Annotated in this window: 19 protein-coding genes; all 19 read right to left on the reverse strand. The window is 45.1% G+C overall.

Going from position 1 to position 24,184, the window contains the following annotated elements:
- Window positions 1-23: 23 nt before the first annotated feature.
- The 19 genes from CHRO_RS05495 to CHRO_RS05575 all read right to left on the reverse strand — a co-directional run bounded on the left by CHRO_RS05495 (window position 24) and on the right by CHRO_RS05575 (window position 23,741).
- On the reverse strand, window positions 24-3,638 hold the full coding sequence (locus CHRO_RS05495) for an nSTAND1 domain-containing NTPase (protein ID WP_015153192.1): 3,615 nt from the start codon (window positions 3,636-3,638) through the stop codon (window positions 24-26).
- 91 nt (window positions 3,639-3,729) lie between these two features.
- On the reverse strand, window positions 3,730-4,239 hold the full coding sequence (locus CHRO_RS05500) for a hypothetical protein (RefSeq protein WP_015153193.1): 510 nt from the start codon (window positions 4,237-4,239) through the stop codon (window positions 3,730-3,732).
- A gap of 178 nt (window positions 4,240-4,417) precedes the next feature.
- A complete protein-coding gene (locus CHRO_RS05505) occupies window positions 4,418-6,868 on the reverse strand; it encodes an alpha-amylase family glycosyl hydrolase (protein WP_015153194.1) in 2,451 nt (816 codons plus the stop codon).
- 22 nt (window positions 6,869-6,890) lie between these two features.
- Window positions 6,891-7,892 carry an aldo/keto reductase gene (locus CHRO_RS05510; RefSeq protein ID WP_015153195.1) on the reverse strand — a complete coding sequence of 334 codons (1,002 nt, stop codon included), beginning with the start codon at window positions 7,890-7,892 and terminating at the stop codon, window positions 6,891-6,893.
- Between the two features lie 53 nt (window positions 7,893-7,945).
- Entirely contained in the window at window positions 7,946-8,824 is an 879-nt protein-coding gene (locus CHRO_RS05515) for an alpha/beta fold hydrolase (RefSeq protein WP_015153196.1), read from the reverse strand.
- 323 nt (window positions 8,825-9,147) lie between these two features.
- Window positions 9,148-9,270 carry a hypothetical protein gene (locus tag CHRO_RS34220; protein WP_281168626.1) on the reverse strand — a complete coding sequence of 41 codons (123 nt, stop codon included), beginning with the start codon at window positions 9,268-9,270 and terminating at the stop codon, window positions 9,148-9,150.
- A 2-nt stretch (window positions 9,271-9,272) separates the two neighbouring features.
- Window positions 9,273-10,295, reverse strand: a complete 1,023-nt coding sequence (locus CHRO_RS05520; protein ID WP_015153197.1) for an alpha/beta fold hydrolase — start codon at window positions 10,293-10,295, stop codon at window positions 9,273-9,275.
- A 2-nt stretch (window positions 10,296-10,297) separates the two neighbouring features.
- On the reverse strand, window positions 10,298-11,875 hold the full coding sequence (locus CHRO_RS05525) for a GMC family oxidoreductase (RefSeq protein ID WP_015153198.1): 1,578 nt from the start codon (window positions 11,873-11,875) through the stop codon (window positions 10,298-10,300).
- Window positions 11,876-11,918: 43 nt separating this feature from the next.
- Window positions 11,919-13,466, reverse strand: coding sequence for a GMC family oxidoreductase (locus tag CHRO_RS05530; RefSeq protein ID WP_015153199.1), 1,548 nt, complete (start codon window positions 13,464-13,466; stop codon window positions 11,919-11,921).
- Window positions 13,467-13,483: 17 nt separating this feature from the next.
- Window positions 13,484-13,798, reverse strand: a complete 315-nt coding sequence (locus CHRO_RS05535; protein ID WP_015153200.1) for a Nif11-like leader peptide family natural product precursor — start codon at window positions 13,796-13,798, stop codon at window positions 13,484-13,486.
- A gap of 23 nt (window positions 13,799-13,821) precedes the next feature.
- On the reverse strand, window positions 13,822-14,136 hold the full coding sequence (locus CHRO_RS05540; RefSeq protein ID WP_015153201.1) for a Nif11 family protein: 315 nt from the start codon (window positions 14,134-14,136) through the stop codon (window positions 13,822-13,824).
- A gap of 14 nt (window positions 14,137-14,150) precedes the next feature.
- Window positions 14,151-14,849, reverse strand: coding sequence for an EthD domain-containing protein (locus tag CHRO_RS05545; protein WP_015153202.1), 699 nt, complete (start codon window positions 14,847-14,849; stop codon window positions 14,151-14,153).
- Window positions 14,846-14,992, reverse strand: coding sequence for a hypothetical protein (locus tag CHRO_RS31660; RefSeq protein WP_181824276.1), 147 nt, complete (start codon window positions 14,990-14,992; stop codon window positions 14,846-14,848). Before CHRO_RS31660 ends, CHRO_RS05545 begins: the two co-directional genes overlap by 4 nt.
- Entirely contained in the window at window positions 14,967-16,658 is a 1,692-nt protein-coding gene (locus tag CHRO_RS05550; protein ID WP_015153203.1) for a thiamine pyrophosphate-binding protein, read from the reverse strand. The genes CHRO_RS31660 and CHRO_RS05550 overlap by 26 nt, the downstream gene beginning before the upstream one ends.
- A 99-nt stretch (window positions 16,659-16,757) precedes the next feature.
- Window positions 16,758-17,612 carry a type 1 glutamine amidotransferase domain-containing protein gene (locus CHRO_RS05555; RefSeq protein WP_015153204.1) on the reverse strand — a complete coding sequence of 285 codons (855 nt, stop codon included), beginning with the start codon at window positions 17,610-17,612 and terminating at the stop codon, window positions 16,758-16,760.
- Window positions 17,613-17,739: 127 nt separating this feature from the next.
- Entirely contained in the window at window positions 17,740-18,468 is a 729-nt protein-coding gene (locus CHRO_RS05560; RefSeq protein ID WP_015153205.1) for a DJ-1/PfpI family protein, read from the reverse strand.
- A 10-nt stretch (window positions 18,469-18,478) separates the two neighbouring features.
- The gene (locus CHRO_RS05565; RefSeq protein ID WP_015153206.1) at window positions 18,479-20,488 is read right to left on the reverse strand and encodes an AGE family epimerase/isomerase; all 2,010 of its coding nucleotides are present in this window, start codon (window positions 20,486-20,488) and stop codon (window positions 18,479-18,481) included.
- Between the two features lie 583 nt (window positions 20,489-21,071).
- Window positions 21,072-21,980 carry an AraC family transcriptional regulator gene (locus CHRO_RS29465; RefSeq protein ID WP_015153207.1) on the reverse strand — a complete coding sequence of 303 codons (909 nt, stop codon included), beginning with the start codon at window positions 21,978-21,980 and terminating at the stop codon, window positions 21,072-21,074.
- A 642-nt stretch (window positions 21,981-22,622) separates the two neighbouring features.
- Window positions 22,623-23,741: a Gfo/Idh/MocA family protein gene (locus CHRO_RS05575; RefSeq protein ID WP_015153208.1), complete on the reverse strand. Its 1,119-nt coding sequence runs from the start codon at window positions 23,739-23,741 to the stop codon at window positions 22,623-22,625.
- Window positions 23,742-24,184: the final 443 nt, after the last annotated feature.

The following is a 24,184-nucleotide window of genomic DNA, read 5'->3' on the forward strand; positions in this document are numbered from 1 at the left end:
CGCTACAAATGACCAATGACCAATTACAACTTAATTTGACAGGTTTTGCTGGCTATCTTGGCTGTTTCTGTGGCATGTGTGGTAATAACGGAATGCGCTTGTAGTTTGTTGCAAGCTGTTTTCAACCAAGTTGAGAAACTACCACCTTGCCATAATTGTACTGTTTTGTCCCAACTGCCGCTGATAATATGTTGCCCATCGGAGCTAATTGCAATTGAGGTGACAGAACTTTCATGTTTTTGCATCGGTTGACCGATCGCATTGCCTTGCAAATCCCACAGTCTTACCGTGCGATCTCGACTACCACTAACGATATATTCTCCATCTGGGCTGAAAGCAACGGATGTAACGAGACTACCATGCCCTAAAAAAGGTTGACCGATCGCGTTGCCTTGGCGATCCCACAATCGTACCGTGCGATCGCGGCTACCGCTAACGACATATTTTCCATCTGGGCTAAAAGCTACTGAGTGGACTTCATCTGGATGTCTACGCCAGGGTTGACCGATAGGATTGCCCTTTAGATCCCACACGCGAATTGTTTTGTCGTTCCCACCACTAATAATTTGTTGTCCATCAGGACTGATAGCCACTGAGAATACGCCACCTTCATGTCCTTGGAAAGGACGCGCGATCGCATTACCCTGTTTATCCCATAATCGAATTGTACCGTCTGCACTACCACTGATTATATGTTGTCCATCAGTACTGATAGCCACTGAGTGTACAGCATCTTCATGTCCTTGAAAGGGACGAGCGATCGCATTACCTTGTTTATTCCACAATCGTACCGTGCGATCGTCGCTACCACTAGCGATAAATTGTCCGTCTGGACTAATAGCAATTGAGTTGACAGCACCTTGATGACCTCGTAGCTGAGTCAGAGGATTTCCAGATTTATCCCACAACTGAATTGTCTTGTCAGCACTACTACTTGCAACGTACTGCCCATCGGGACTAATGGCTACAGCCAAAACTGTATCTTGGTGTCCTGTCAGAGTGGAATCGGTTTCAAAATCGGCTCGATTCCAGAGGCGAACTGTACTATCTTCGCTACTACTAACAATTGTCTCTCCATCAGGACTAAAGCCAACTGAGTAAAGATAATATTCATGTCCGATTAGAGGCTGACCGATTTGATGTCCTTTTAAATCCCACAACCGCAGCGTTTTATCATCGCTGCCACTCAAAACATACTTTCCATCGGGGCTAAAAGTGACTGCACGGACAAAATCTTCGTGTCCGGTGAAGGGTTGAGCGATCGCATTGCCTCTGAGATCCCACAAGCGAATTGTATTATCGGCACTACCACTCGCGATCGCTTTTCCATCGGGACTGAAGGCAACTGCAAACACCTGGTCTTGATGACCCCGAAAAGGCTGACTGCGTGGGTTTCCTTGTTTGTCCCACAGCTTAATCGTGTTGTCAGCACCACCGCTAGCAATGTATTGTCCGTCTGGACTGAAGGCGACTGACCAAACTTCTCCTTGATGTCCCTGGAAGGGTTGACCGATGAGGTTGCCCTGTAAATCCCATAACCCGATCGTGCTATCATCACCCCCAATAGCGATGTACTGTCCATTAGGGCTAAAAGCGACTGACAGCACCTTACCCCGATGACCTCGGAAGGGCTGACCGATAAGATTACCCTGTTTATCCCATAACCTCACTGTGTTGTCACCACCGCCACTGACTATATATTGCCCGTCTGGACTGAAAGCGACTGAATGAACAAAACCTTTATGACCCCGAAAGGGTTGACCGATGGGATTACCCTGTTTATCCCACAACCGCACCGTCCCGTCATCGCTAGCACTGACAATATACTGACCATCGGGGCTAAAAGCAGCTACCCAAACAGCACCCTGATGTCCTCTGAGGGCGTTGCGTTCTGTAGGTACGGCGATCGCATCCCGTAAACTAGAACGTACTTGGGGTAAAGTCTGTGCGAATCGATCGCCAAATCGGTCTATACTTTCACCAGTGAGGGCGATCGCCTGAGTTACCCCTACTACTGGGTTAACGTTTAGTAAGTTGGTAGCTTGATTTCCCCGTTCGCGCAAGCTTAAAATTGTTTTCTGTCGTTCGGCTTGTTGCCACTGTATCCCCGCTAAGAGGGATAGCCCAGCAAAAACTACAGATGCGCCTGAAACTGCTATTAGTAGACGTTTTCTACGTGCTTCTGCTTCCCAAAGACGGCGATCGCGTTCTGCTATACTGGCATCGATAAATTGATTTTCTAACTCAGTTAACCCACCCAGGCGATCGAATTCTTGCTTCTGTCGCAGTTCTTCTACCCGTTGCAACTTAGAACCATTCCAGAGTTCGTCTGAGGGTGTACCTGCATCTTGCCAGCGTTGGGCATCTTCTGACAATCGATTGCGAATGACGATCGCTTCTTTACTATCTTCGATCCATTCTTTCAGAGTTGACCAAGAGTTAATTAAAATTTCGTGAGCAATTTCTACAGTCGATTGTTCTTGACGATTGCTAACTAATAAGTTGCTATCAATTAATCGATCTAAAATATTTTGAACTAATTGATTGTCAAATTCGGTCAGATGGGCACGACGACTGACAGCTTTTCCTACTATATTGAATTCTTTTTCTGTTGCAGTTAAATCGATTAATCTGAGAAAAATTTGTTTTGCTGCCAGTTGTTCTTGTGGTTGTAAATGCTGATAAATGCGATCGACATGAGTTTGTAATGCGCCGCGCACGCCGCCCAGTTCTCGATAAGTTTTAATATTTAAAGTGCGGTCTGAAATATCTTCATTTTGCCAAAGTAAATCTAAAGTATATTGTAATAAAGGTAAAGAACCAGCTTGTCCTTGGATATCTCGAATAATTTCTTCTACTAATCCGGCTTCAAAAATAACACCATGATGAGCAGCAGGTTGTTCGATCGCCAGTCTCAACTCATCTGGGTGCATATCGGTGACGAGATGAATATTCTGCTGTGCAATTTTACCTAAGTTTGGGTAGGGACTAAAACGATCTAAAAAATCTGCCCGCATTGCTAAGATAATTTTAACAGATTGGCGATTCGACTTTGCAATAGCAACTAAATTATCAATAAATTTTTTGCGCTGTTCTAAATCTTGACATAATGTGAAAGTCTCTTCAAATTGGTCGATAAATATGAGCCATTGCGAATCTTTCTCTTTCAAGGCGTGAATACCTTGATTGAGAGGTAATTTAAAATTATCAAAAGCAGTTTCTACTTCGGATTGTCTATAGCCTTTGCTAATTAAACTAATCCGAAAAGACTCAAAAGGATTTCTGTCAGGAGTAAATGTGAAATCGCGAAATTTAGCACCTAATTTTTCAGCAAGTTGAGGGAGAATTCCAGCTCGAACTAAGGATGACTTGCCGCTACCAGATGCACCCAAGAGTAGGATCAAATTACTTTGACTGATGACTTCAATTAAATTGGCAATCAGGCGATCGCGACCAAAGAAAAGATCTTTATGATTAAATTCAAACTTTCTCAGTCCTCGATAAGGTGATGTTGGATTGAGGGGACGAGTTTGAATTGCAGAAGCAGTGACGTGGAGGATTTGGTTAATCGTAAAAACATTTCCATCGCCTAATGCAATATCACCAAAACTTTGTACTTGTTGTTGACTATTTAGCATTTTTTGTCATGTGAGTGGCTGGTGGTTAGTGGAACCAGTGGCTGGATTCTTTTCTAGTCACCAGTCACTAGTCACAAGTCACTGATAACCGTTAAACTATCATGGCGATGATATTCGCAATAGCCAAGGCAGGATCGGCAAATTCTGCTACTTTTTTACAACAATTTTCTAAAGCGCTTCCTGCTTGAGTCAGTAAATTTTTATCTGGTTTGGGCTTAGTAATTTCTTCTTCTACAACTGAAATCGTTGCCTCAGCATTTTTCTTTTCTAATACATTCAGCTTCTCAGTTTGAGCAATTCCTTGTTTAAGCGTTTGCAATAAGTCTAAAGCTTCTTGAATTTCTTGTTTAACAAATTCACCTTTGTTTGTACTACGGGCTAAGTTTACCGAACCTTCAGCAGAAATCTGATTGGCATCAAAAGTATTGCCACTACCAAGGGTAACGTTACCAAAAGATTGAGATTGTTGGTTTCTACTTGAAGGTGTTACACCTGCTGGAGAATTTAAAGCTGTAGCTAGTTGAGATTGCAGGGCAATTTTTTCTTCTGGAGTAAAGGTTTTAATGATATCTAGAACATCTTCAACTGTGTATTTTGGCATGATAAAGTAAGTCAAAAGTCAAAAGTTAAAAGTTAAAAAATTAGACGTGGATAGCAGATGAATTTTGTGGTTCAACAAAAAGTTCTATGACTCTCCTATTTAAGAAGGGATGAAAAGATCTAAATCGATCCTAACGAAAAATCTTATTGCCCCCCTTTTGAAGGGGGGTTGGGGGGATCTAAATTCGCTGCAAAACAACAAATCCATTTGCCGGAATAACAACATGAATCCACCCAGTGCTAGAACCAATAGATCCGCCTAAATTACCGACACTATTTCCCCCATAAGGTTCGGCATCGCTATTAAAAACTTCGCGCCAAGAACCATTACCAAGACGAGAAGATTCGATCGCATATCCCGATCCAAAAGGATTATTATTCAGACTGGCAGCAATTAAAAATTCTTGGGAGTTGTCCCAGCGTCTAAATGCAATAACTCGGTTAGCATTGTGGACGTGGATGATGTCAATGTTGTGCGATCGCAATCCTGAATTGTTGAGTCGCAATCGAATGATATCCTGATAAAATCGAAACAATCGCTGTCCGTTGGTTTGCCGTTCGCCGAGTAAATCTTCGCGGTTGTTCATGAAATCGCGGTATCTGTAGGCTTTTTGCGCCCCAATTTCTTCACCCATGAGAAACATCGGCGTACCTGCACTCAACATTGTCACGCCACAAGCAAAGTGACAGCGTGCCTCAGCAAAGCGCCGCGTGTCGCCAATTAAGGGTGCAGAGTTCACCGCTGCTACAATCGTGCGCCGAGATTCAACGCGATGACCACCTTCGTCGTAATATGAGTTACCCGCTTCGTCGTGGGATTCGTGGTAGACAACTTTGTGACTGCCAGATGCTGCTAACGCGCCTGCAAAATAATCCATTGCTAGCGGATCGTTGTCACCATAGCCAGCTGTGGGAATTAATTTGGCATATTCTCTTCCAGCGCTGGCATCGCCAACTAAATTATGGTAGAAACTGGAATACCAAGCCGCATCAAACCCCAAACCACCATTTTCAGTTGACTCGGTGACTCGATCCCAATCAGAATGATCCTCCGCCATCAACATCACATCTGGGCGGATCAGCTTCAACGTCCGACACCATTCTCGTAGGAATTTAGCCCCAAAAACATTAACGTTACCTAACGGTCTACCATCGGCATGTAGTACGTTATATGAGTGCATCGAAGTTGTTTGATCGACGCGGAAACCGTCAACGTGAAACTCTTCTAATAGAGTCGCGGCACTGCTGATAAACATCTTCCGTACCATCTCTTCATGAAAGCGGGGAGAGAAACCAGTAGACATGTTGTCTACATATCCGCCTTCTGGGAAATGCCTGCCGTCCGAGTAGAAATAGTTGCTGGAGTTGCCCTCGTACCAGTAATAGATGTTTTGTTCGGGAACGTCCGAATCGTAAGCCCATTGGGCGCGTCCGGCATCTGGAGAGTAGTGGTTATAGACCACATCCATAATTACAGCAATACCGTTACGATGGCACTCGCGAACGAAATGCTTCAATTGGTCGCGACCACCCGCGCTGTATTCTAAAGCAAAGTAGTGGGATGTTTCGTAACCCCAATTTTGCTCGTCTCTAAATTCAGACATGGGCAGTAATTCAACCGCATTGACACCCAAATCGACTAAGTAGGGCAGCAGTTGTATAGCATCGGCAAAATTACCAGGTCGATTCGTACCGTATCCCAACGCACCAACATGCAGTTCGTAGATAACGAGATCTTCAACGCGACGGGGAAGGGGACGATTAGGATTAAATTCGTTTTGCCAAAACTCTGCTTCAGAGGTAAATTCTTGTGAAGATGACGTAATGCTATCTCCAGGTTGCATCAAAACGCGATCGGGATCGACAACCACCGAACAACTCACCGAACCATCGAGTTCGCGGTAATCGCCAGTATAAGCTGCGCCGTTGGGATTGATATTTCCTTGCCCTATCTGACAGCGGGAATATAAATCTGTTTTGTATTCTACTCTGCCACTCTGTTTCGTAATCCGATACATATAGGGCAGATGGTCGAAATTAGAAAAATTAGCCAGGGCGGAATTAGCAATATTTGTTAGCCAAATGCCGTTATTTTGTCGAGACAAAGCCAGAGTACTGCGAGAGGAGTCGATACCAGAACCGTCATCACCTATGTAACCGCTAGTGCCACCAAAAACTACTTCCACATTCTGAGCGTTAGGCGACCAAACGGCAAATTGAATCGCTGGTTGGGGAGCATCGTTATAGTATTTTTGCGCTCCCAGAAGACGGGAATGGGTGAGGTAATAGCTTTCTGGTTGCGGTTTACCGCTGTCAGGTTGTAGTGTAAAACTGCGGTAGCGATCGCTCGAATTACTATCGTTAATCTCAGTGGCAATGCCCCACCGATCTGCGCCTGCTGAACTATCTAAAATTACACCCCAACGAAATAACCAACCAACTTGCGAATCATCTAACTCAACTGTTGTTGTAAAGCAGGGACAACCATCTTCACCAATAGCCTGTTGCATGGGGATAGTCGTCCACTGCTCCGAATAGCGTCCGTTGCCGTCCCAGTTACCAGTTAAGCGGACGTTGGCAAAAATCTCTCTTCTTAATCCCGTGCAATATGTAAATTGAATGGTAGGCATAGCAAAACTCTTGTTAACGTCTTTATGTTTTTCTTTCGCTGTCGAGCATAGCCATCTGTCCGGCATCGTAGCGATCGCCCGCCACCGCAGTTGTTGGGACTGCCTTTTCGATTCGAGCGAGATCTGCCACAGACAGCTCTATTTCCAACGCACCCAGCGCCTCAGCAAGGCGATCGCGCCGACGTGCGCCAACCAGCGGAATAATATCGGCTCCCTGCGCTAAAACCCAGGAGATCGCGACTTGAGCCACTGTCGCCCCTTTCTCGTGGGCGATCGCCCGTAACGCCTCGACGAGGGCGAGGTTGCAATCTAGATTTGCGCCCGTAAAGCGGGGCAGGTGGGCGCGAAAATCGCGGGCTGTTGCCGATCGCTCTTTCGACCAGTGACCGCTCAAAAGACCGCGCGACAGGACTCCATAGGCAGTAATTGCGATGCCGAGTTCGCGAGCTGTCGGCAGAATCTCAGTTTCAATGCCGCGACTGAGGAGCGAATATTCAATTTGCAGCCAGCTAATCGGGTGAACGGCTTGGGCGCGGCGCAGGGTTTCGGCTCCTGCTTCTGAAAGCCCGATATGGCGCACGTAGCCCGCTTTAAGCATTTCGGCGATCGCGCCGACTGTCTCTTCAATCGGTACTGTATGGTCTATCCGCGCTGGTTGGTAAAGATCGATGTAGTCAGTTCCCAGCCGTTTGAGCGTGTAGGCGAGGAAGTTTTTCACGGCGGCGGGACGGCAATCAACACCAATAAAACCACCGTTAGGCGATCGCATCGCCCCGAATTTGACAGCGATAAAGACATCTTCACGCCTGCGACCTTTCAGGGCTTCGCGCAAAAGCATCTCATTATGACCCGATCCGTAGAAGTCTCCTGTATCCAATAACGTAATTCCAGCTGCGATCGCATCGTGTATGGTTGCGATACTTTCAGCTTGGTCAGCGGGACCGTAGAAGTCTGACATCCCCATCAGCCCTAGACCGAGAGCAGAGACATTGGAACCGTTGTTGCCGAGAGTGCGTGTCTGCATAATTTTGTGTCAAAAAGCAATAATAGAAGGACACAATATCACAAGCATTTCGTTCAATCCATTGGATGCTTCTGGAGAAAAGCCAGGGCAGCTTGTCCGACTTCTACAGGATTCATACTTTGCATCCCGTGAGTTGCATTCATGATGCCGCACCGTTCGGCTTGCGGCAGCCAGTCCATCAGAAACTGCTGCGTTTCCCGAAAACCAGGCATTGCCGCTTCGCTATCCAGTCCCATCGCCGCTAAGATTGGCATAGTTGGTTTTTTCTCGACTAGCCGATCTGCCTCTGACATTCTGAATCCCCAATTGGAAATTGCCGGGAAATCAATTGTGAAAGCGATATTGGCATCAACAGCAACTCTGTCCCATACATCAATTGGATTTGTCAGATCGACAGCACTCAAAAAACTGTGTCCGCAGACATCTACCATGTAGCGCTGAGCCGCACCCAGGCGATCGCCAGCTTTAAACAGATCCATCGCTCGGTTAAAGGCATTCACGTTTGCTTCAACTGCCTCTGGAGCTTCTCTCGGCAAGTATGGTTCGAGCAGGATGGCAGAATGTACCATCTCAGGATAGGAAAGCATGAATTGAAAGCCAATCACACCACCAAAGGAAAAAGCTAGAATATGTGTTTTTTCAATCCCTAAATGCTCCAGCAATTGTTTAGCGTGTTCTGCGCCTTCTTCAATACTCAAACTATCTTTTTCTAGCGTGCTGCCGTTATAGCCAGCTCTGTAGTAGCTAATAAACTGGTATTTTTCAAACAACTGGGGATAAAATTGCAGTGGCGTAATCAGGCTGTCAGCAATATTCGTGCCGTGAATGCAAAGTACGGGTTCGCCACTTCCCACCAGCGCATATCTGAGTTCGGCGTTTTTGACTTTTGCCCGCTGGTTATGCTCGATTGACCAATCGCGACCGATATACATTTATTGTCTCCTACGAAGATACTAAATTGCTTGTAAAAGGAATGCAGATGGTAATTGGTAGTTGGTAGTTGGTAATTACGCAACGTGTAACTGTCTCTTGCTCTTGTTCCCCCCTTTCTCAAGGGGAGCCACTTGCGTGGGCGGGTTTCCCGACTTGAGCAAAGTGGCGTGGGTTAGGGGGGATCTCTTCGTGAGTGGTGTAGTTTGTCGATCCCCAACCCCCTTAAAAAGGGGGCTAAGAAAAAAGTCGCACGCGAGGTTAATTGGTAATGGGTAGTTGGTAGTTGGTAGTTGTCCCCCTGCTCCCTTGTCCCCCTTCGCCCCTAATCCCCACTCCCTTCGGTCGCGGGGAAGAGCGAGTTCCCCCTTGTCCCCCTTGTCCCCCTTGTCCCCCTTGTCCCCCTCAGCTCCCTCAGCTCCCTCAGCTCTCTTCTCCCTGCTCCCATTTCTAAGCTGTTAGCACTTGCCGCAGCACATCATCCATTGCCTGTCTGTCTTGCTCGGTTAGGGAGAATGTGGTCAAGTGTCCGCCGATGCTGTTAACTTCCCAGTATTTAGCGTTGGGAATCCTTTCAGCGTCACGCTGGCATTCTTCCGGCGGAAACATGCGATCGCCAGTGAAAGCAACTACAAACATTTGTGCTTTAATGCGGCTGAGTGCGGCAGATAGATCGCCACCAGCACTGGGATCGGCGGCGCGGGTCTTGCGCGATTGATTCACCAAATTGTTAGGGTCTTGGGGCAGCATAAAGGCTTCCCAGAAACGAGAAACGAAGTCATCCATAGAAGCAAAGCCGATCGTCCGCCAGACTTCTTCGCCTTCACGGTAGAATCCGAGTGGAGGCAGTGTCAGCGCCATGACGTGTGCTTGACGGCGCAATCCAGCTTGTACGGCTTGAGGATCGGTGTAGAAGCCGTTGTTCCAAGCTGGATCGGCTAAGATCGGTTCCTCAATTGCCGTGCGCAACCACAAAAGAGTCCACGGAGAAGGCTTGGGAGCGCCTGCGATCGAAGCCGCACGCTTGACCATGTGGGGAAAGCGAACCGCCCACTCATAAGTTTGCAGCGCACCGACAGACCAGCCGAGGACTAAATACAGTTCGTCGATGCCGAATTTTTCAGTGACGAGCCGATGTTGAGCGATAACATCATCAGCAATATGAGTTTGCGGGAAGGCTCCGCGATCGAATGGTGGAGCTGTGTTGCTGGGCGAGGAAGAGACACCGTTGCCTAACAACCCAGGTAAGATGATAAAGTATTTGCGCGGGTCGAGCGGACGATCTTCGCCAATATAGATTTCTAGAGCTTCTGGCGCTCCGCCCAAAAAATGTGGAAACAAAATCGCATTGTCTTTGGCTGCGTTCAATTTACCGTGGGTTTTATACGCTAGTTTGGCGTTAGAAAGGATGAATCCAGTTGATAGTTGGAAGTCACCTAAATCGAAAATTTCTGTTTGTGATTGTTCTGGCATATTTACCTCTGTTGTTTAATAAAATCTGCGACTCTTTCGCCGATCGCGACGATTGTTGTATGAGGGTTGGATGAGGGGATGGCAGGCATGACGGAAGCATCTGCGACGCGCAATCCTTCCACGCCGTAAACTTTGAGTTGCGTGTCTACAACTGCCATGCGATCGACACCCATTTTGCAAGATCCTACGTAGTGGTAGTAGGAACCGACATTGTTAATTACCCAATCTCTAAGTGCTGCTTCAGTGTTGACTTCTGGACCTGGATTGATTTCTGTCAAACCTAACTTAGTAAAGGCTTGAGTTTGATAAATCTGACGGGCTATTTTTACCATCTCGACCATGCGATCGATGTCCGATGTTTCTGCGCCATAATTGGCGTTAATTAACGGATTAGCCATCGGATCGCTACTTGCCAAACGCACCCAGCCACGGGATAGCGGACGCACTAAACCAGGTAGCGCCAAAATGATTCTCGGATCGACTAACTGGCTGACTGGCGCAATTGGTTGATTTGTTTGCAGACGTTGGATGACGTTACCGAAAAATGATTCGCCAAATGGGGCGCGATGCACCAAACAAATTTCTAAGTCGGGAACCAGCATCGACGGTTCAGATTTCCAAAATAAGGCAACTTCGGTCATATTACCTTTAGGATCGGCTCCTGGTTCAGTCATCATGCCCATCGGACCGATAATCAGTGGATGGTCGTGAAAATTTTCTCCTACACCCGGTAAATCGACTACTGTAGGTATGTTGAATTGTTGCAGTTGTTCGGGATTACCAATACCTGAAAGCAGCAATAATTTTGGCGATTGAATTGCCCCTGCACAAACAATCACTTCGCGCTCGGCTCTGACAGTCTTTAAAGCTCCGTCTTGCTGATATTCAACCCCTACACAGCGATGATTTTCAATTAACAGTTTCGTTGCTTGGGAATTGCTGCTTAAAGTAACGTTAGGACGAGCTAAAGCTGGTTCTAAATATGCCGTTCTAACTCCCGCTCTTCTGCCATTCTTAATATCAACGTGATGCCAACCAACCCCAAAATCCTCGGCATTAAAATCTTTGACGTAAGGATAGCCCAGTTCTACACAGGCATCGATGAAAGTTTGTGAAGCTGGATTGCCTTCGTATTTGGCATCAATGATATTAATTGGACCACCTTTACCCGCAGTAGGGTTGGTGTCGTCTTCCTGATTTTCGAGTTTTTGAAAATAAGGCAGCACGTCTTTGAAAGACCAGCCAGCACAACCATTGTAAGCCCAATCATCAAAATCGGCGGCTTTACCTCTGGTATGAATCATGTGATAAATATTGGAAGTTCCGCCGATCAGTTTGCCAGCCGCAGAATAGATTTGTCTGTTAGCTAATCCTGGTTGGGGAACGCTCATGTAAGCCCAATCGATTTCGGTCAATAACAATTCATTCCAGCGGTAGGGAACGTCAATAGCTTCCCAATTTTGAGTTCCGCCAGCTTCTAAAATTAAGACTTTGGCATCAGCAAGTTCACTCAAACGATAGGCAACGGTTGCACCTGCTGCGCCCGAACCGACAACAATATAATCAAAAGTTTCTGTCACGATCGCCCCCCATTCATTAATTTTTGTTTTTAGTTTTGCTAAACTACCGAGTGGCAATAATTAAATCGGCTGCTTTTTCACCAATAGCGATGGTAGGAGCATTCGTATTCCCGCTCGTAATTGTGGGCATAATCGAAGCATCTGCAACCCGCAATCCTTCTACTCCATAGACTTGCAGTCGAGAATTAACAACGGCATCGCGATCGCTTCCCATTTTGCAAGTCCCAACTGGATGCCAGACAGTAGAAGCAACTTGTCGAATATAGGTGCTTAATTCTGCTTTGCTGGTGACAGAAATTCCTGGGGCTAATTCTTCACCGCGAAATTCATCAAAAGCACGAGTATTCACTAATTCTCTCGATAATTCAATTCCTCGAATTAACACATCGAGATCGGCTTCAGATTGCAAGTAATTAGGACGCAAAACAGCTAAATCTTGAGGATTGTTAGATCTTAAAGAAACAGTACCTCGACTTTGCGGCTGCACTAAAATTGGTGCGAAAGTAAAGCCAGGACCATCAACTCGATACTGAGGTTCTAAAAATTGTACGGGTCCAAAAAAGAATTGCAAATCGGGTGAGTTCGTACTGCGATCGATGTCGCTGCTGGTATAAGTAAATAAACCTGCTTCGGAAAGCAGATTAGGTACGGGTTGTTCTTGCTTGCAGCTATAGCCAACTCCAAATAGCAAATGATCTTGCAGATTTTTGCCAACTCCAGGTAAGTCAACTACAAGGGGAATACTATGAGCTTGCAAATGTTCGGCGGCTCCAATACCGGAAAGCATTAATAATTTCGGAGATTCAAATGCACCACAACTAAGAATTACTTCCGCTTCGGCTTTAACTTGGTGAATTTTGCCGTCTTGCAGATATTCCAAGCCAATAACTCGCTGTTTAGCAAATAAAAGTCGGGTGACTTGCGCGTCAACTTCTACTGCAAAATTGGGATGTCCGAGAATTGGTCTGAGAAAAGCAACAGCCGTACTGCAACGCCGATCATCTTGCGTGCGAGTCGATTGATAGAAAAATGCGCCATTTTCCTGTTGTGCGCCGTTGCAGTCCCAGTCATTACCCCCATAACCCAATTCCATCGCTGCTGACACGAAAGCCTGGGATACAGGTGCGGGATTGCGATAGTTAATGACGTGTAAAGGTCCGCCTACACCTCGATATTCCGAGGCTCCACCTTCATAATCTTCCGATTTTTTGAAATAGGGTAAGATTTCTTGGTAACTCCAACCTTCGTTACCTAAATATTTCCAGCGATCGTAATCGCGACGATTGCCTCGAATGTACATCATGGCATTGATTGAAGTTCCGCCGCCCAAAACTTTGCCTTGGGCGATCGAGATTTGGCGATCGCCTAAACCTGGTTCTGGTTCGGTTGAGTAACCCCAATCTGCATTAGAACCCCACAGAGAAGTCATCGACTGCATATCTGTGTTGTGGATAGCGGGGTTGCTATCTGGACTGCCTGCTTCTAGTAACAGAACGCTACAACCCAGATTTTTCATCAGTCGGTAGGCAATGACACAACCAGCCGCGCCAGCACCTACAATAATGTAATCAAATGTACGTTCAAAATTCATTGACTAGTCCACCTTTTTTACCGGTTTAGAAACTCATCAATCTCTTTTTGGGATAAACTATCAATGACATTGGCAGCGAGATATTCCAGATAGTATTTGCCCCACATTGTTTCCCACAAACTAAATGTCAAATCGAAATTTTCCCCTAATTTATTCGCTAAATAAATCTCAAGTTCCCAAACAGTGTCGTCGAATTCTTGCTCGGTGAACTTATAACCTGCTTGCGCTGCATATGTCAAAACTTCTAGTTTAGGAAGAGTTTTTAATTTGGTTTGCAATTCGGACTGGTGGACGAGTTTTTGTAAAAAATTAACGACTTCTATTCTTGCCATAGGATTTTGACGAGTTTAAAAACTTAGTTAAGAAACTGTTTTAGTTCTGCCTCAGAAAAAGCCTGAAATAATTCTTCAACTACATAGTGCAGGCGAGACTTGCCCCACATTTTCCGCCATAAACTACTATTAGCGCCGATCGCTTCACCCATTCTCTCGATAATAATCTGAGCTTCCATACCTCCAATAACCTCAGCTAATTCCTCACCATTAAAGCTGTAACCCAAACTTTTAGCGTGAAAAATAACTTCGGGTAAGTTTTTCTGCTCGAATTTTTCTAGCAATTTTGTATCGCTATGACAAACTCTAAAAAAATCAATTACACTTGCTTTCGACATAAACATAATCTCCTCTAACGAAAATCTGGACCAATAATCCAGTTTTCACTTGTCACCATACTATGAACGTAATTAGTTTCAAAAAGATGCCCAAATTCCGGTAGAATTAGATTTTCATATTCTGGCGAATTCAAAGCTTTCTCAAGAGAAGATAAATCATCAAACCAAAGTTGCGATACACAGTCGAGAATAGACTCACCGATCGCGTAAAAACTATCGCGAACGTGGCATTGAAGATAGCGTTGCAAACCTGGAATTTTCATAACTTTAGCAGCATGACCGTGCAACATAGTTTGGCGAAACTCTGCTAATGGCATTCCAGCTTTTCGCTTCACCATAATCAAAAGCTTGATGCGCTTAGAATCTCTTTGTAGCGGTTCGCCTTCCATTAAAACGTGAGCTGTAGTATCTAGCCCAACCGTCCGCCAAAATGCTGCCCAGTTTGGTTCATCTCGTCGCGCTCCTTCGATAAACTCTTTAGACTGAAGCGAAGCAATTTGTTCTGCTTCATTTTCTAACCAAATTTCAGCAACACCACTAAAAAGCGGATCTACTGGCTCGGCTCCAAAAGGAATTCTGAGATCGATTAAATACCTTCTAATTTGAGGAATTTTGCTGGCATAATTTACCGCATGAATGTTAATCCAATAGTCTTGAAAATCTTTCTCACTCATCCCTGGTCTGGGATGGGCAAATATTAATTGGTGAATCATGGTGAAGAAAGGGTGTGGGGTGTAGGGTGTGGGGTGTGATGGGGAGAATTCAGAATTAATTTTGAATTTTGAATTTTGAATTTTGAATTTTGAATTGCTCCCCCAGCTCTCTTCTCCCTAGCCGATCGCTCCTGGGACTTCATTACTGATGACGAGATCGATCAGGAAAGGACCGTTGTGGAACAGAGCTTGAGCGATCGCGGGTTTGATCTGCTCTGGTGTTTCCACGCGCACGGCTTGTACTCCCATCGCCCGTGCTAGCTCGTCAAACCGCAGATCGGGATGACATAAATCGAAAGATGCAGGAAATTCGGCTTGCGGAAGCTGCTGTTCTTGCCAATACTGCAAAATATTCAACTTTAGAATGCGATAGCTGCGATTGTTGCAGATGACAAATTTAGCGTCGATATTGTGGTGAGCAGCCGTCCACAATGCTTGGATCGTGTACATTGCGCCACCATCACCCGAAAAACCGATCGCCGTTTTATCGGGATGGGCGAGCTTAATCCCAATTGCACCAGGAATACCCACACCGAGGGAACCACCCCGTGTCTGAAAATAATGTCCCAGCGTCGTTGGTGGAATGTAGCGACACAGCTCTTCAGAATGAGTAATAGCCTCATCGAAGACGATCGCGTTTGGTGGTAAATGTCTGGCGAGTTCCTCAGCAAACTGTGATAAATGCAGAGGTACTATGTCATGCACAGCTTTGTCAGCTTCAAACTGTTCCGTCATGTGCTGCTTTTTCGTTTCAGCAATTTGGGCAATTCTTTGACCGACTAGCCGCTTTTGCTCGGCAGTCATTATTTTTTCTAATTCAGCACCCAATTTAGCAAGGGTCATTTTCGGATCGCTGACTATACCGAGATCTACAGGGAAATTTTTAGCAATTTCGTAAGCATTCAGATCGATATGAATGATTTTTGTATTAGGTGCAAACGCACCGGATAATGCAGGAAAGACTTCGGGGAAAACATATGTACCGCAGATCAGCACGACATCAGCTTGAGATGTAATGCGACTGCTGACTTCGCCAAACATATGACCTAGCAAGCCACCAAACAACGGATGGGTTGCACTCATATTTGGTTCCGATGAATCCGAACCCCAGACTTGAGCGCCAGTTAATTCGGCGACGCGGGTTAATTCTACCTGAGCGTCGGAATAAGCTATACCATCGCCCACAATAATCAGTGGTTTGGATGCTGTAGCTAACATTGTTGCTGCTTTCGCGATCGCCTCCGGTTCGGGAGCAACTCGCGTAATGGGGATCGAGGTGGGAACGACTTCTTCCTCATTTGGCGCATCCAACACATCCATTGGCAGAGAGACAAAAACCGGACCCATCGGTGGCGTAGCGGCAATTTTGATCGCTCGACGCAATACCCGCAGCAGCGAACTCGGATGAACGACCCTAGTTGCCCATTTAGTGACGGGCTTTGCCATACTTACTAAGTCTGCTGCCATCTGCGCATCCATCGCATCGTATTGGATGCCAGATTCACCCGCCAGTACCACTAGCGGCGCATGACCGCGCATTGCTTGATACAACATTCCGATCCCATTACCCAGACCAACGCCACTATGCAGTTGCACGACAGTAGGCTTTTTAGTAGAGCGAGCGTAGCCATCAGCAGCCGCTACCGCGATCGTTTCTTGTAAGGCAAGAATGTATTCAAATTCTGGATAATAATCGCTGAGTGCATCGAGAAACCCCTCTTCAGATGTACCGGGGTTGCCGAACATGTAGCGGATACCATCAGCAAGTAATTGCTCGATAATTGCAAATCTACCGTTTCTTTTTTCCATGATTTTTTCCTTTTAGAGAGGGAGCAGGGAGCAGTGACCAGTAACCTGTAATTTCTCCCTTGTCTCCCTTGTCTCCCTTGTCTCCCTTGTCCTCTTCCACTACCAGCCGTACCGTCTCAATCCCTTTTCCAAAACCTCTACCAACCGCTGACCAGTTGCATAGGAGTCTGGGGTGGAACGACCTGTGACGAAGGGGTAATCGACAATGACTGAAACTTCATGCCCGACGTTACCGTGGAATTGCCCTTCTGGTCCCGTAGCATCGCGCAGAATGTACTCTAGTGGATAGAACGGAGGACCGAAGTTAATATCACCTAAGTTAGGATTGACGTTCGCTCCCATAAATCCCGTACCGTCTTTGTAGTCATATTCCAAACAATGACCTGTAACGTGCTTGCCCCAGATAATGCTTTTGCGATCGTTGATGTCGCGGGCAAAGGCAAGGCAGGGAACGCCATAACATTCGGCAGCAATGGGTTTATCCATTTGATAGAAGTTGAGGATCAAATCGTGGACTCTTTGGTTGTTGACCAAATCCACCAGAGGACCGCTACCACCAACGATTAACATCGAATCGTATTGACTTAAATCTTTGGCGCGGATTTCCTCAAGTCTGCGGTAGTAGGCTTCCATTTCCCGCAGAAATTTAGGAGAACTCCAATAAGGTCTTTCAGGTAGCCAATCTCTCAAGCTGATTGGATTATTTAAGCGGGGGTTATTGGGGTCGTCTATAGCGCGGACTTTCTCTGCCATTTCTTGAGAAACGACAGGGCGACCTAAAGGCGGATCGACGAATGTAGCATCCATGCTAGGGGTGAGGGCTACAGGTCTTTTGCCTGTTGGCGTTGCAAAGTCCACTTGATACCCAGCAGCATCGAAGGTTTCTAGGGGACCGATCAATTCTTCGCCCCAGTAACCCCATTCCGATAGAATAATCAAAATCTTTCTAGTCATTGGAACCTCTTTTGGTAATTGGTAATTGGTAATTGGTAATTGGTAGTTGGTAATTGGTTGTAGGGGCGAGTTTGTTCCTAGATTTCTGTACCACACAAGTTATTTGTTAGGTAAAACCGCCCGCACATTAGTGCGTAGTTAATTCCGAATTCCGAATTCCGTAGCTTGCTTCCCCGCAGGGGTATTCCGAATTCTGCTTGATTTGAGTCGCGATCGCATCGATAAATGCGTGAACATCATGTCCTGCTCGTCCCGTTACCATGTCGCCGTCGATCGCAATATTTTTGGGGTCGTTTGGCTCGGAATTAGCAGGGGGTGGTACGTAAATTGCACCTGCATTCGTGATGTCTGCTAAGACAACTTCGTGACAAATCACTCGTCGTCCTTTCAGTAGCTCTGGCATTGGTGTAAGCAACCATAACCCGTGGCACAGCAGCCCTTTGATGATTTTGGGATTCGCCATTGCTTTAGCGAAGAATTGGACTGCTGGAGCGGTGCGAGTCTGTTCTGGACTGATTTGTTGTCCTTGTGGGGGTTGAAAGTAGCGCAGGCGGACGCTGGTGTAATTTGCAGCCATGATGACAGCTGCATATTCATTGAGATCTACGTTTTGAAAGTCTATGTTGACTTCTAATGTTGCAAGGGGCGCTTCCTGTCTATTGATCCGATCTGCTACTTCTACGCTATCGACATCAGCGGCAAAGCGAACGCTGGGCTGTTCCCATAGCCGAGACATCAAATCTACGGTTGCACCTAGTTCGGCAAAGCGTGTTTGATATGCTTCAATCTCGTAGGGAATGTATTCAGTTTCAACCAGTACGGCGATTTTCTTGCCTTCAAGCATTCTCGCGGTCATGTGTTTGCTCCTACGCGCTTAAAGGCTTCAGTTGTACGACGATTTCTGCTTCCGAACCGAGTTGAAATTCTTTTTCGCTCAGATTAATTCGGAAGTTATCGGGATCGATATCATCGCGATCGCTACCATCAATGCTGATGCGGCTAACCTGCAAGCTATGAGGTCTGACAAAATCAGGTAAGACATTGATCGAGCGCTGCCGACAATTTTTATTCGGTTTGAAGTAAAGGCAGAAAGGTTGTTTCGTGACGTAAGAACTCACGTATATATGAGCTAAATAATTTAGCTCGAAGGCATGGTAGCCGGAGATCGCGTGTCCGCCTTTATTCCCATAACCACCTTGAATTATGGGCATTCCGCTTTCGGTGACTCGGAAAAAGATCCCTTTGCTGTCTTGATCGAGGAAGAATAAATTCCAGAAAGCGGCTGTCTCTTGCGCGAGTTCTAAATACTTTTGCTTTTGCGTCTCATCTTCATTACTGCAACCATGCAGAATTAAGTAGGCTAGGAGAGCCTGTTCTTGTTGCCAAAAGTCTTTTGTGTTGCTCCAAGGGAATTCTAATGGAAATCCGTTGCTGGGATGGCGCTCTACAGTATCAAAAATTCCGCCTCGGAATAGATCGACACCAATCTCAGCCATTGTCGAACCTAATTTATCTGCAAGCTTCATCAACTTATCGGCAAACTGTTTTGTTGGCTCTGCCGCTTCTGGGTTTTCAGCTACGGATTTATCAGCTGTAAAGTAGTAGTAATTAGCAACGCGAGTCAGGTTCCAAGCAATCTTTAAGTTGTGTCCGATCACGGCACGATTTTGCTGCCAGCGCCAAGATTGATCTGGTTGCCAGTTGCGGAAAAACCTCTCGTTCACAAATGGTATGCTCGAATCTGGATCGGGAAACTGCTCGATGATAATCGTGCTGGTCGTGTGGAGAATCTTTTTGCAGATATTTAAAAACTTCTGAAGTTCTTCAAAGTTGCCACAAGTTCTTGGCAATGGCTCAAGAGCTAAGATCAGATTGACCAAATAAGCTGGAATATGGTCTCCAATGGAATTCCAATTTTTCCTCGCTTGATTGTCACCTAACGCCTCATTATCCCAACTTAGGGTTGCATAATCGAGGTGTGAGAAGTAATCTCCAAAAGCATTCTCGCCATACTTCGATTCAAAATCTAGATAGTAATCGTTAAAGGTACGAATTGTTCGTTGAATATCATCTAGTACTTCCCAGTCGAGAGTAATTCGATAGTATTGGGCTAATCCAGCTAAGGCATATATTTGTTCGTAGAGCGGAATTGTGTTGAGATCGTCACTATTTTGCGATGTCATGTACAGTTGATAGCTGTAATCTGTCTTGCGCTTACCAGATGCCCAAAAACAATGTTTGCCATCGCTAGTTAAGCCGCGAAAAGTTTCTCTTTGATACTGAACTCCCGCACGCGCCGCTGATAAATAGCTTTCGCATCCAGTGAGTAAGTAAGCAGAAGAGAGACCGTAGATCAATCGCGATAGCGTCGAACTTTCTTGCAGGTTATCATCGGTACGCAAACCGATAATGTTTAAGTTAGTCTGATACAGTTTGAAATCATCAATTTCATAAGTCATCTTATTTGGAAATAAGAAACCTAACCAAGTATCAGCTAAACGAGCAATTTGAACCAACCACCAATGCGTTTGCTCGAATAGGAATTTGCCGTCAGGAGCATGTAAGATATTAATAATTCGCGCATCGAGGCGGCGATTGGGATCGTCTTCAAGATAAACTCCTTGGACGGCAACTAAGCGATCGCGTTGAATATATTTTTTGACTAACTGTGACGGACTCCAAGCAAAGCCTTCTGGAGTTGGATAGCGATCGCGGTTAATTCCATCTAAATTTTGTACAAACTGAAATTGGGTTTCTCTACCTACATTAACGACGAGTTCGTCACCACTTCTACATTTAATATGAAAGGCAGCTTCTTGCTCTCTGATTTCAGTCACGTTACCCATTAGGGTCGTACTAATTGTAAACTGTCTCATTGTTTTTTTCCTCGAATTAGGGCTGATTGCATCATCTCAACCTTCAAAAATGTATCGATATTTCAACTTTGCGATCGATATAATGCAGAAATCACAAACTACTATTCGCAAAATCATCAATTTTTTTCAAATCAGAGCATTAACTGAAGAAATTGTTAAGTAGAACTATGTTTTAAAGTTCCGCTCGTTTGACTACATTACATTGGTCGATCGCCCTTGCTCTATTTGTTCTATGTTTACTAGTTTATGCAAGATAAACTCGAACATCAATGGACATTTTTTTTGTACAATTGGACATTTTTTATGAAAAAGATTAGCAGATCGATTCGATATTTTATACTTGTAGTTTCTCTTCACTCAATCTCGCTAAAATTATGCAATTGAAAGATTAATTTACATTCAAATCTTTGAGTGCAAATAATCAGTAGGGTGGGCATTGCCCACTCTACTTGTGACTTCAATTAGCTAAAATTATGTAAGTGAAAGATTAATTTACATTCAAATCTTTGAGTGCAAATAATCAGTAGGGTGAGCGTTGCCCACCCTACTTTTGACTGTTAACTTTTGATTGTTAACTTTTATGCTAGCCGCGATACATAACTCGCCATGCCTGGGGGGTTGTGCCGTTCAGTCGTCGAAATAGGCGACTGAAATAACCCGCATCACAATAGCCAACTGCTTCAGCAATTTGAATGACAGCCAGATCGGTTTCTAAAAGCAAGCGACGAGCTTCTGTCATCCGACGTTCGACAATCCAACTTAGTACAGTTTTACCAGTCTCTCGACGAATCATATCAGTGAGATAAGCAGGAGAAAGGTTAACCTCTTTAGCCACTTCTTGCAGTCCGATGGAGTTGCGATAATTAGCATCAATGAAGCACAAAACTTGTTTTACTATGGGGCGAGCTTGCGGCGAAGATTTTTTTGATTCAGGTAGTTCAGATGCAGCGAGTCTAGCAGTTTCTATCAGTAATAGAATTAACAGAGCGCGGGTTGCTTCAGTAGAACCAAATCCCCGATCGCAGAGTTCGCTTTTGAGCTGTTCCAACAGAATTAACCAACGCGATCGAATCTCAGTTGGAACGTAATAGTGTTTGGTTCGGGCATTTTCAGTTTGAACAAATGAGTTTAGCAGGCGATCGGGTAACATTAAGAGCATATCGGCTTCAGCACGGGTAGGGTTAAGAGCTTCGGCACTAAAACCAACAACCCACTTAGTTGCATCATCGAGTCCACTCGGATCGTGAACCTCACCAGGAGCGAGTAAAAATAGATCTCCAGGTTTAGCCCAAATAGGGCGATCGCCTATTGAATACCAACCTTCACCCTCTTCAACAAAAAAAAGTTCAAAAAATGTATGAGAGTGAGGGCGTGATAATTGTGAATTTGAAGAGCCTGTAGAGTGAAATACTATTATGCTTTGTTGCTCGGGGGTTTGTTCAGGTAAAGTCAGAGTCCGCAGTGGAATTGCAACGCGATTAGCTAACTGCATGACAAAATATGATATAAAGGCTACTCTACTTAATCACTACAGGCAGAGTTTGCTACTTTCCAGAATCATGCTTAGATATTTGCCAAGCTTTTCTAATGATTTGTAATAGAATTCTCACGAAAAAGAAGCTTTTAAAAAAAGTGTGTGCGTAGTTAAAGAAAAGTTATGTAGCAAATTTTACTACTTAAAAATCTCAATTCTTTATTAATAATTAAAATTAACTTTTTTGCGCATAATCGTTTTTTCTTGTCCATATACGTGTTGTTTGCGCTGTAAAACAACTATGTTAGCGTCAAGAATTGAGTGATACTTGCGTAAATATAGCCTTTGCCATAAGCGATCGTCGCTCTATTCCACTCTATTTCATGAGTTGAAATCGCTCGGGATCGGCAAATAGCCTTATCTTTTCGTGCATCAGTCTTACGATCTCATTACACGAGTGTTGTCCGATCGCTAAGAGCAAGCGATTTTACTTAGCTACTTTCGTTTTCAAAGCTTTGCACAACAACGGGTTTCAGTCTTTAAAGTAGTTTGACTTGTCAGTATAAAATATTGCATTTAATTTTAAAAATATAGTAGCAGAGGACAAAAAATCACCTTTGCTTGCATCAGATTCAGTATTCGTGACATGATGACTAATCGTTAAGAGTTTCCTGAAGGATCGGCAGCGTGAATTAGTTCTGGCTGATGAATCTGTGGACGCTCGATAATTTGAGCGGCTGAGGGGTGTTGTTGCTTTTCTAGCTTGCCTAACTTGACAGGGTTACCAGTTTCAATAGCGCGATCGAGGGCGCGGATAATGCGAATATCGTTTAAACCCTCAATCCCTGATGGCTCAGGATCTTTGTTTTGTAGTATGCAGTCAGCAAAATAAATTAATTCTGCGGCAAACTGATCGGTGGGTGGAAAAGTCCGTTCCTGAGTTTTGCCATTGATTGTCAAGTAGTGCGTCAGCGCTCCTTGAAAGTCATAACCAGGATCTAGCCTCAAATCTCCTTTTGTGCCAACAATCTGATAGTTCGCCACGGGAGCAGCACCGAAGCTACAAGTAAACGTCGCTAACCGATCTTCGGGAAACCGCAAAATAACGCTGTGCATTTCTGCTACTTCCTGAAAGCGCGATTCTGGCTTGCTAGCACTGATAGCGAATACTTCAACTGGCTCATCTTGAAATAGATAACGAGCGGCATTGATGCAGTAAATACCCATATCGTCTAGAACGCCGCCACCCAAAGCTTTCTTGACGCGGACGTTCGCCGCTTCTACCTGCTGGGTAAAAACCGAACTAAAAAATCGCGGTTCGCCAATTTGTCCTGATTTCACAATTTCTACTGCTTGCATATTTGCAGGCTCGAAATGCAAGCGATAGGCAATCATCAGTTTGACGTTACGATCTTGGCAAGCTGCAATCATTGCCTCGCAGTCTTGCTCCGTAACTGCCATTGGTTTTTCGCAGAGTACGTGTACCCCAGCTTTTGCCGCTCGCACGGTGTATTCTCGGTGCAGGTGGTTGGGTAAGCCAATATAGACAGCATCAACCTCACCACTCTCAAGGCAGCGATCGTACTCTGCATAAGAATAAGTTTTTTGCACCTGGTATTTTTTGCCCAATTCCTCCCGCTTAGTAGGATCGTCTGAAATCAGAGCCACTAATTCAGAATTTTCAGCATTAGCAAAGGCTGGTAGTACTGCAACTTGGGAAATCCACCCCAATCCAACTACGGCATAGCGAATTTTGCGCTGTTCGTTTGAGGCTGTCATGTGTTGCTCCTGGCTTGTGTCTATGTAATACAGTTGAGCGATCGCTACTTGAAGTAGATATTACTGCTGTGCGCTCTCTACTGTCTATTTGTCAAACTATTCACAATTTTTCTCAACCACCCAACTATAGTAAAAAGCCAAACAGCTCCTTTCCTCTAGCCAATGGTGCGAATTGTTTGCCCCGCAACTCTATCTAGCGGATGAGTCTGATGTGCCTAACCACACCCCACACCCCTCTCGCCACACACCACTTTCTTAAGCGGCGATCGCCCGTTCAGGTAAGAACGGTCTGCGGAAGCGGTCTTCTAATAACAAGAACAAGATTTAATAATTAGCGATCGAGGTGTTAATTGCTACTCAAATAATATTATTTTTTAAATTCATCTATCCGATGATAGATAAGATGTTTTAGTAAGGTGGACGTTGCCCACCTTACTTTTGAA

The sequence above is a fragment of the Chroococcidiopsis thermalis PCC 7203 genome (assembly GCF_000317125.1).
GTDB classification, from domain to species: domain Bacteria; phylum Cyanobacteriota; class Cyanobacteriia; order Cyanobacteriales; family Chroococcidiopsidaceae; genus Chroococcidiopsis; species Chroococcidiopsis thermalis.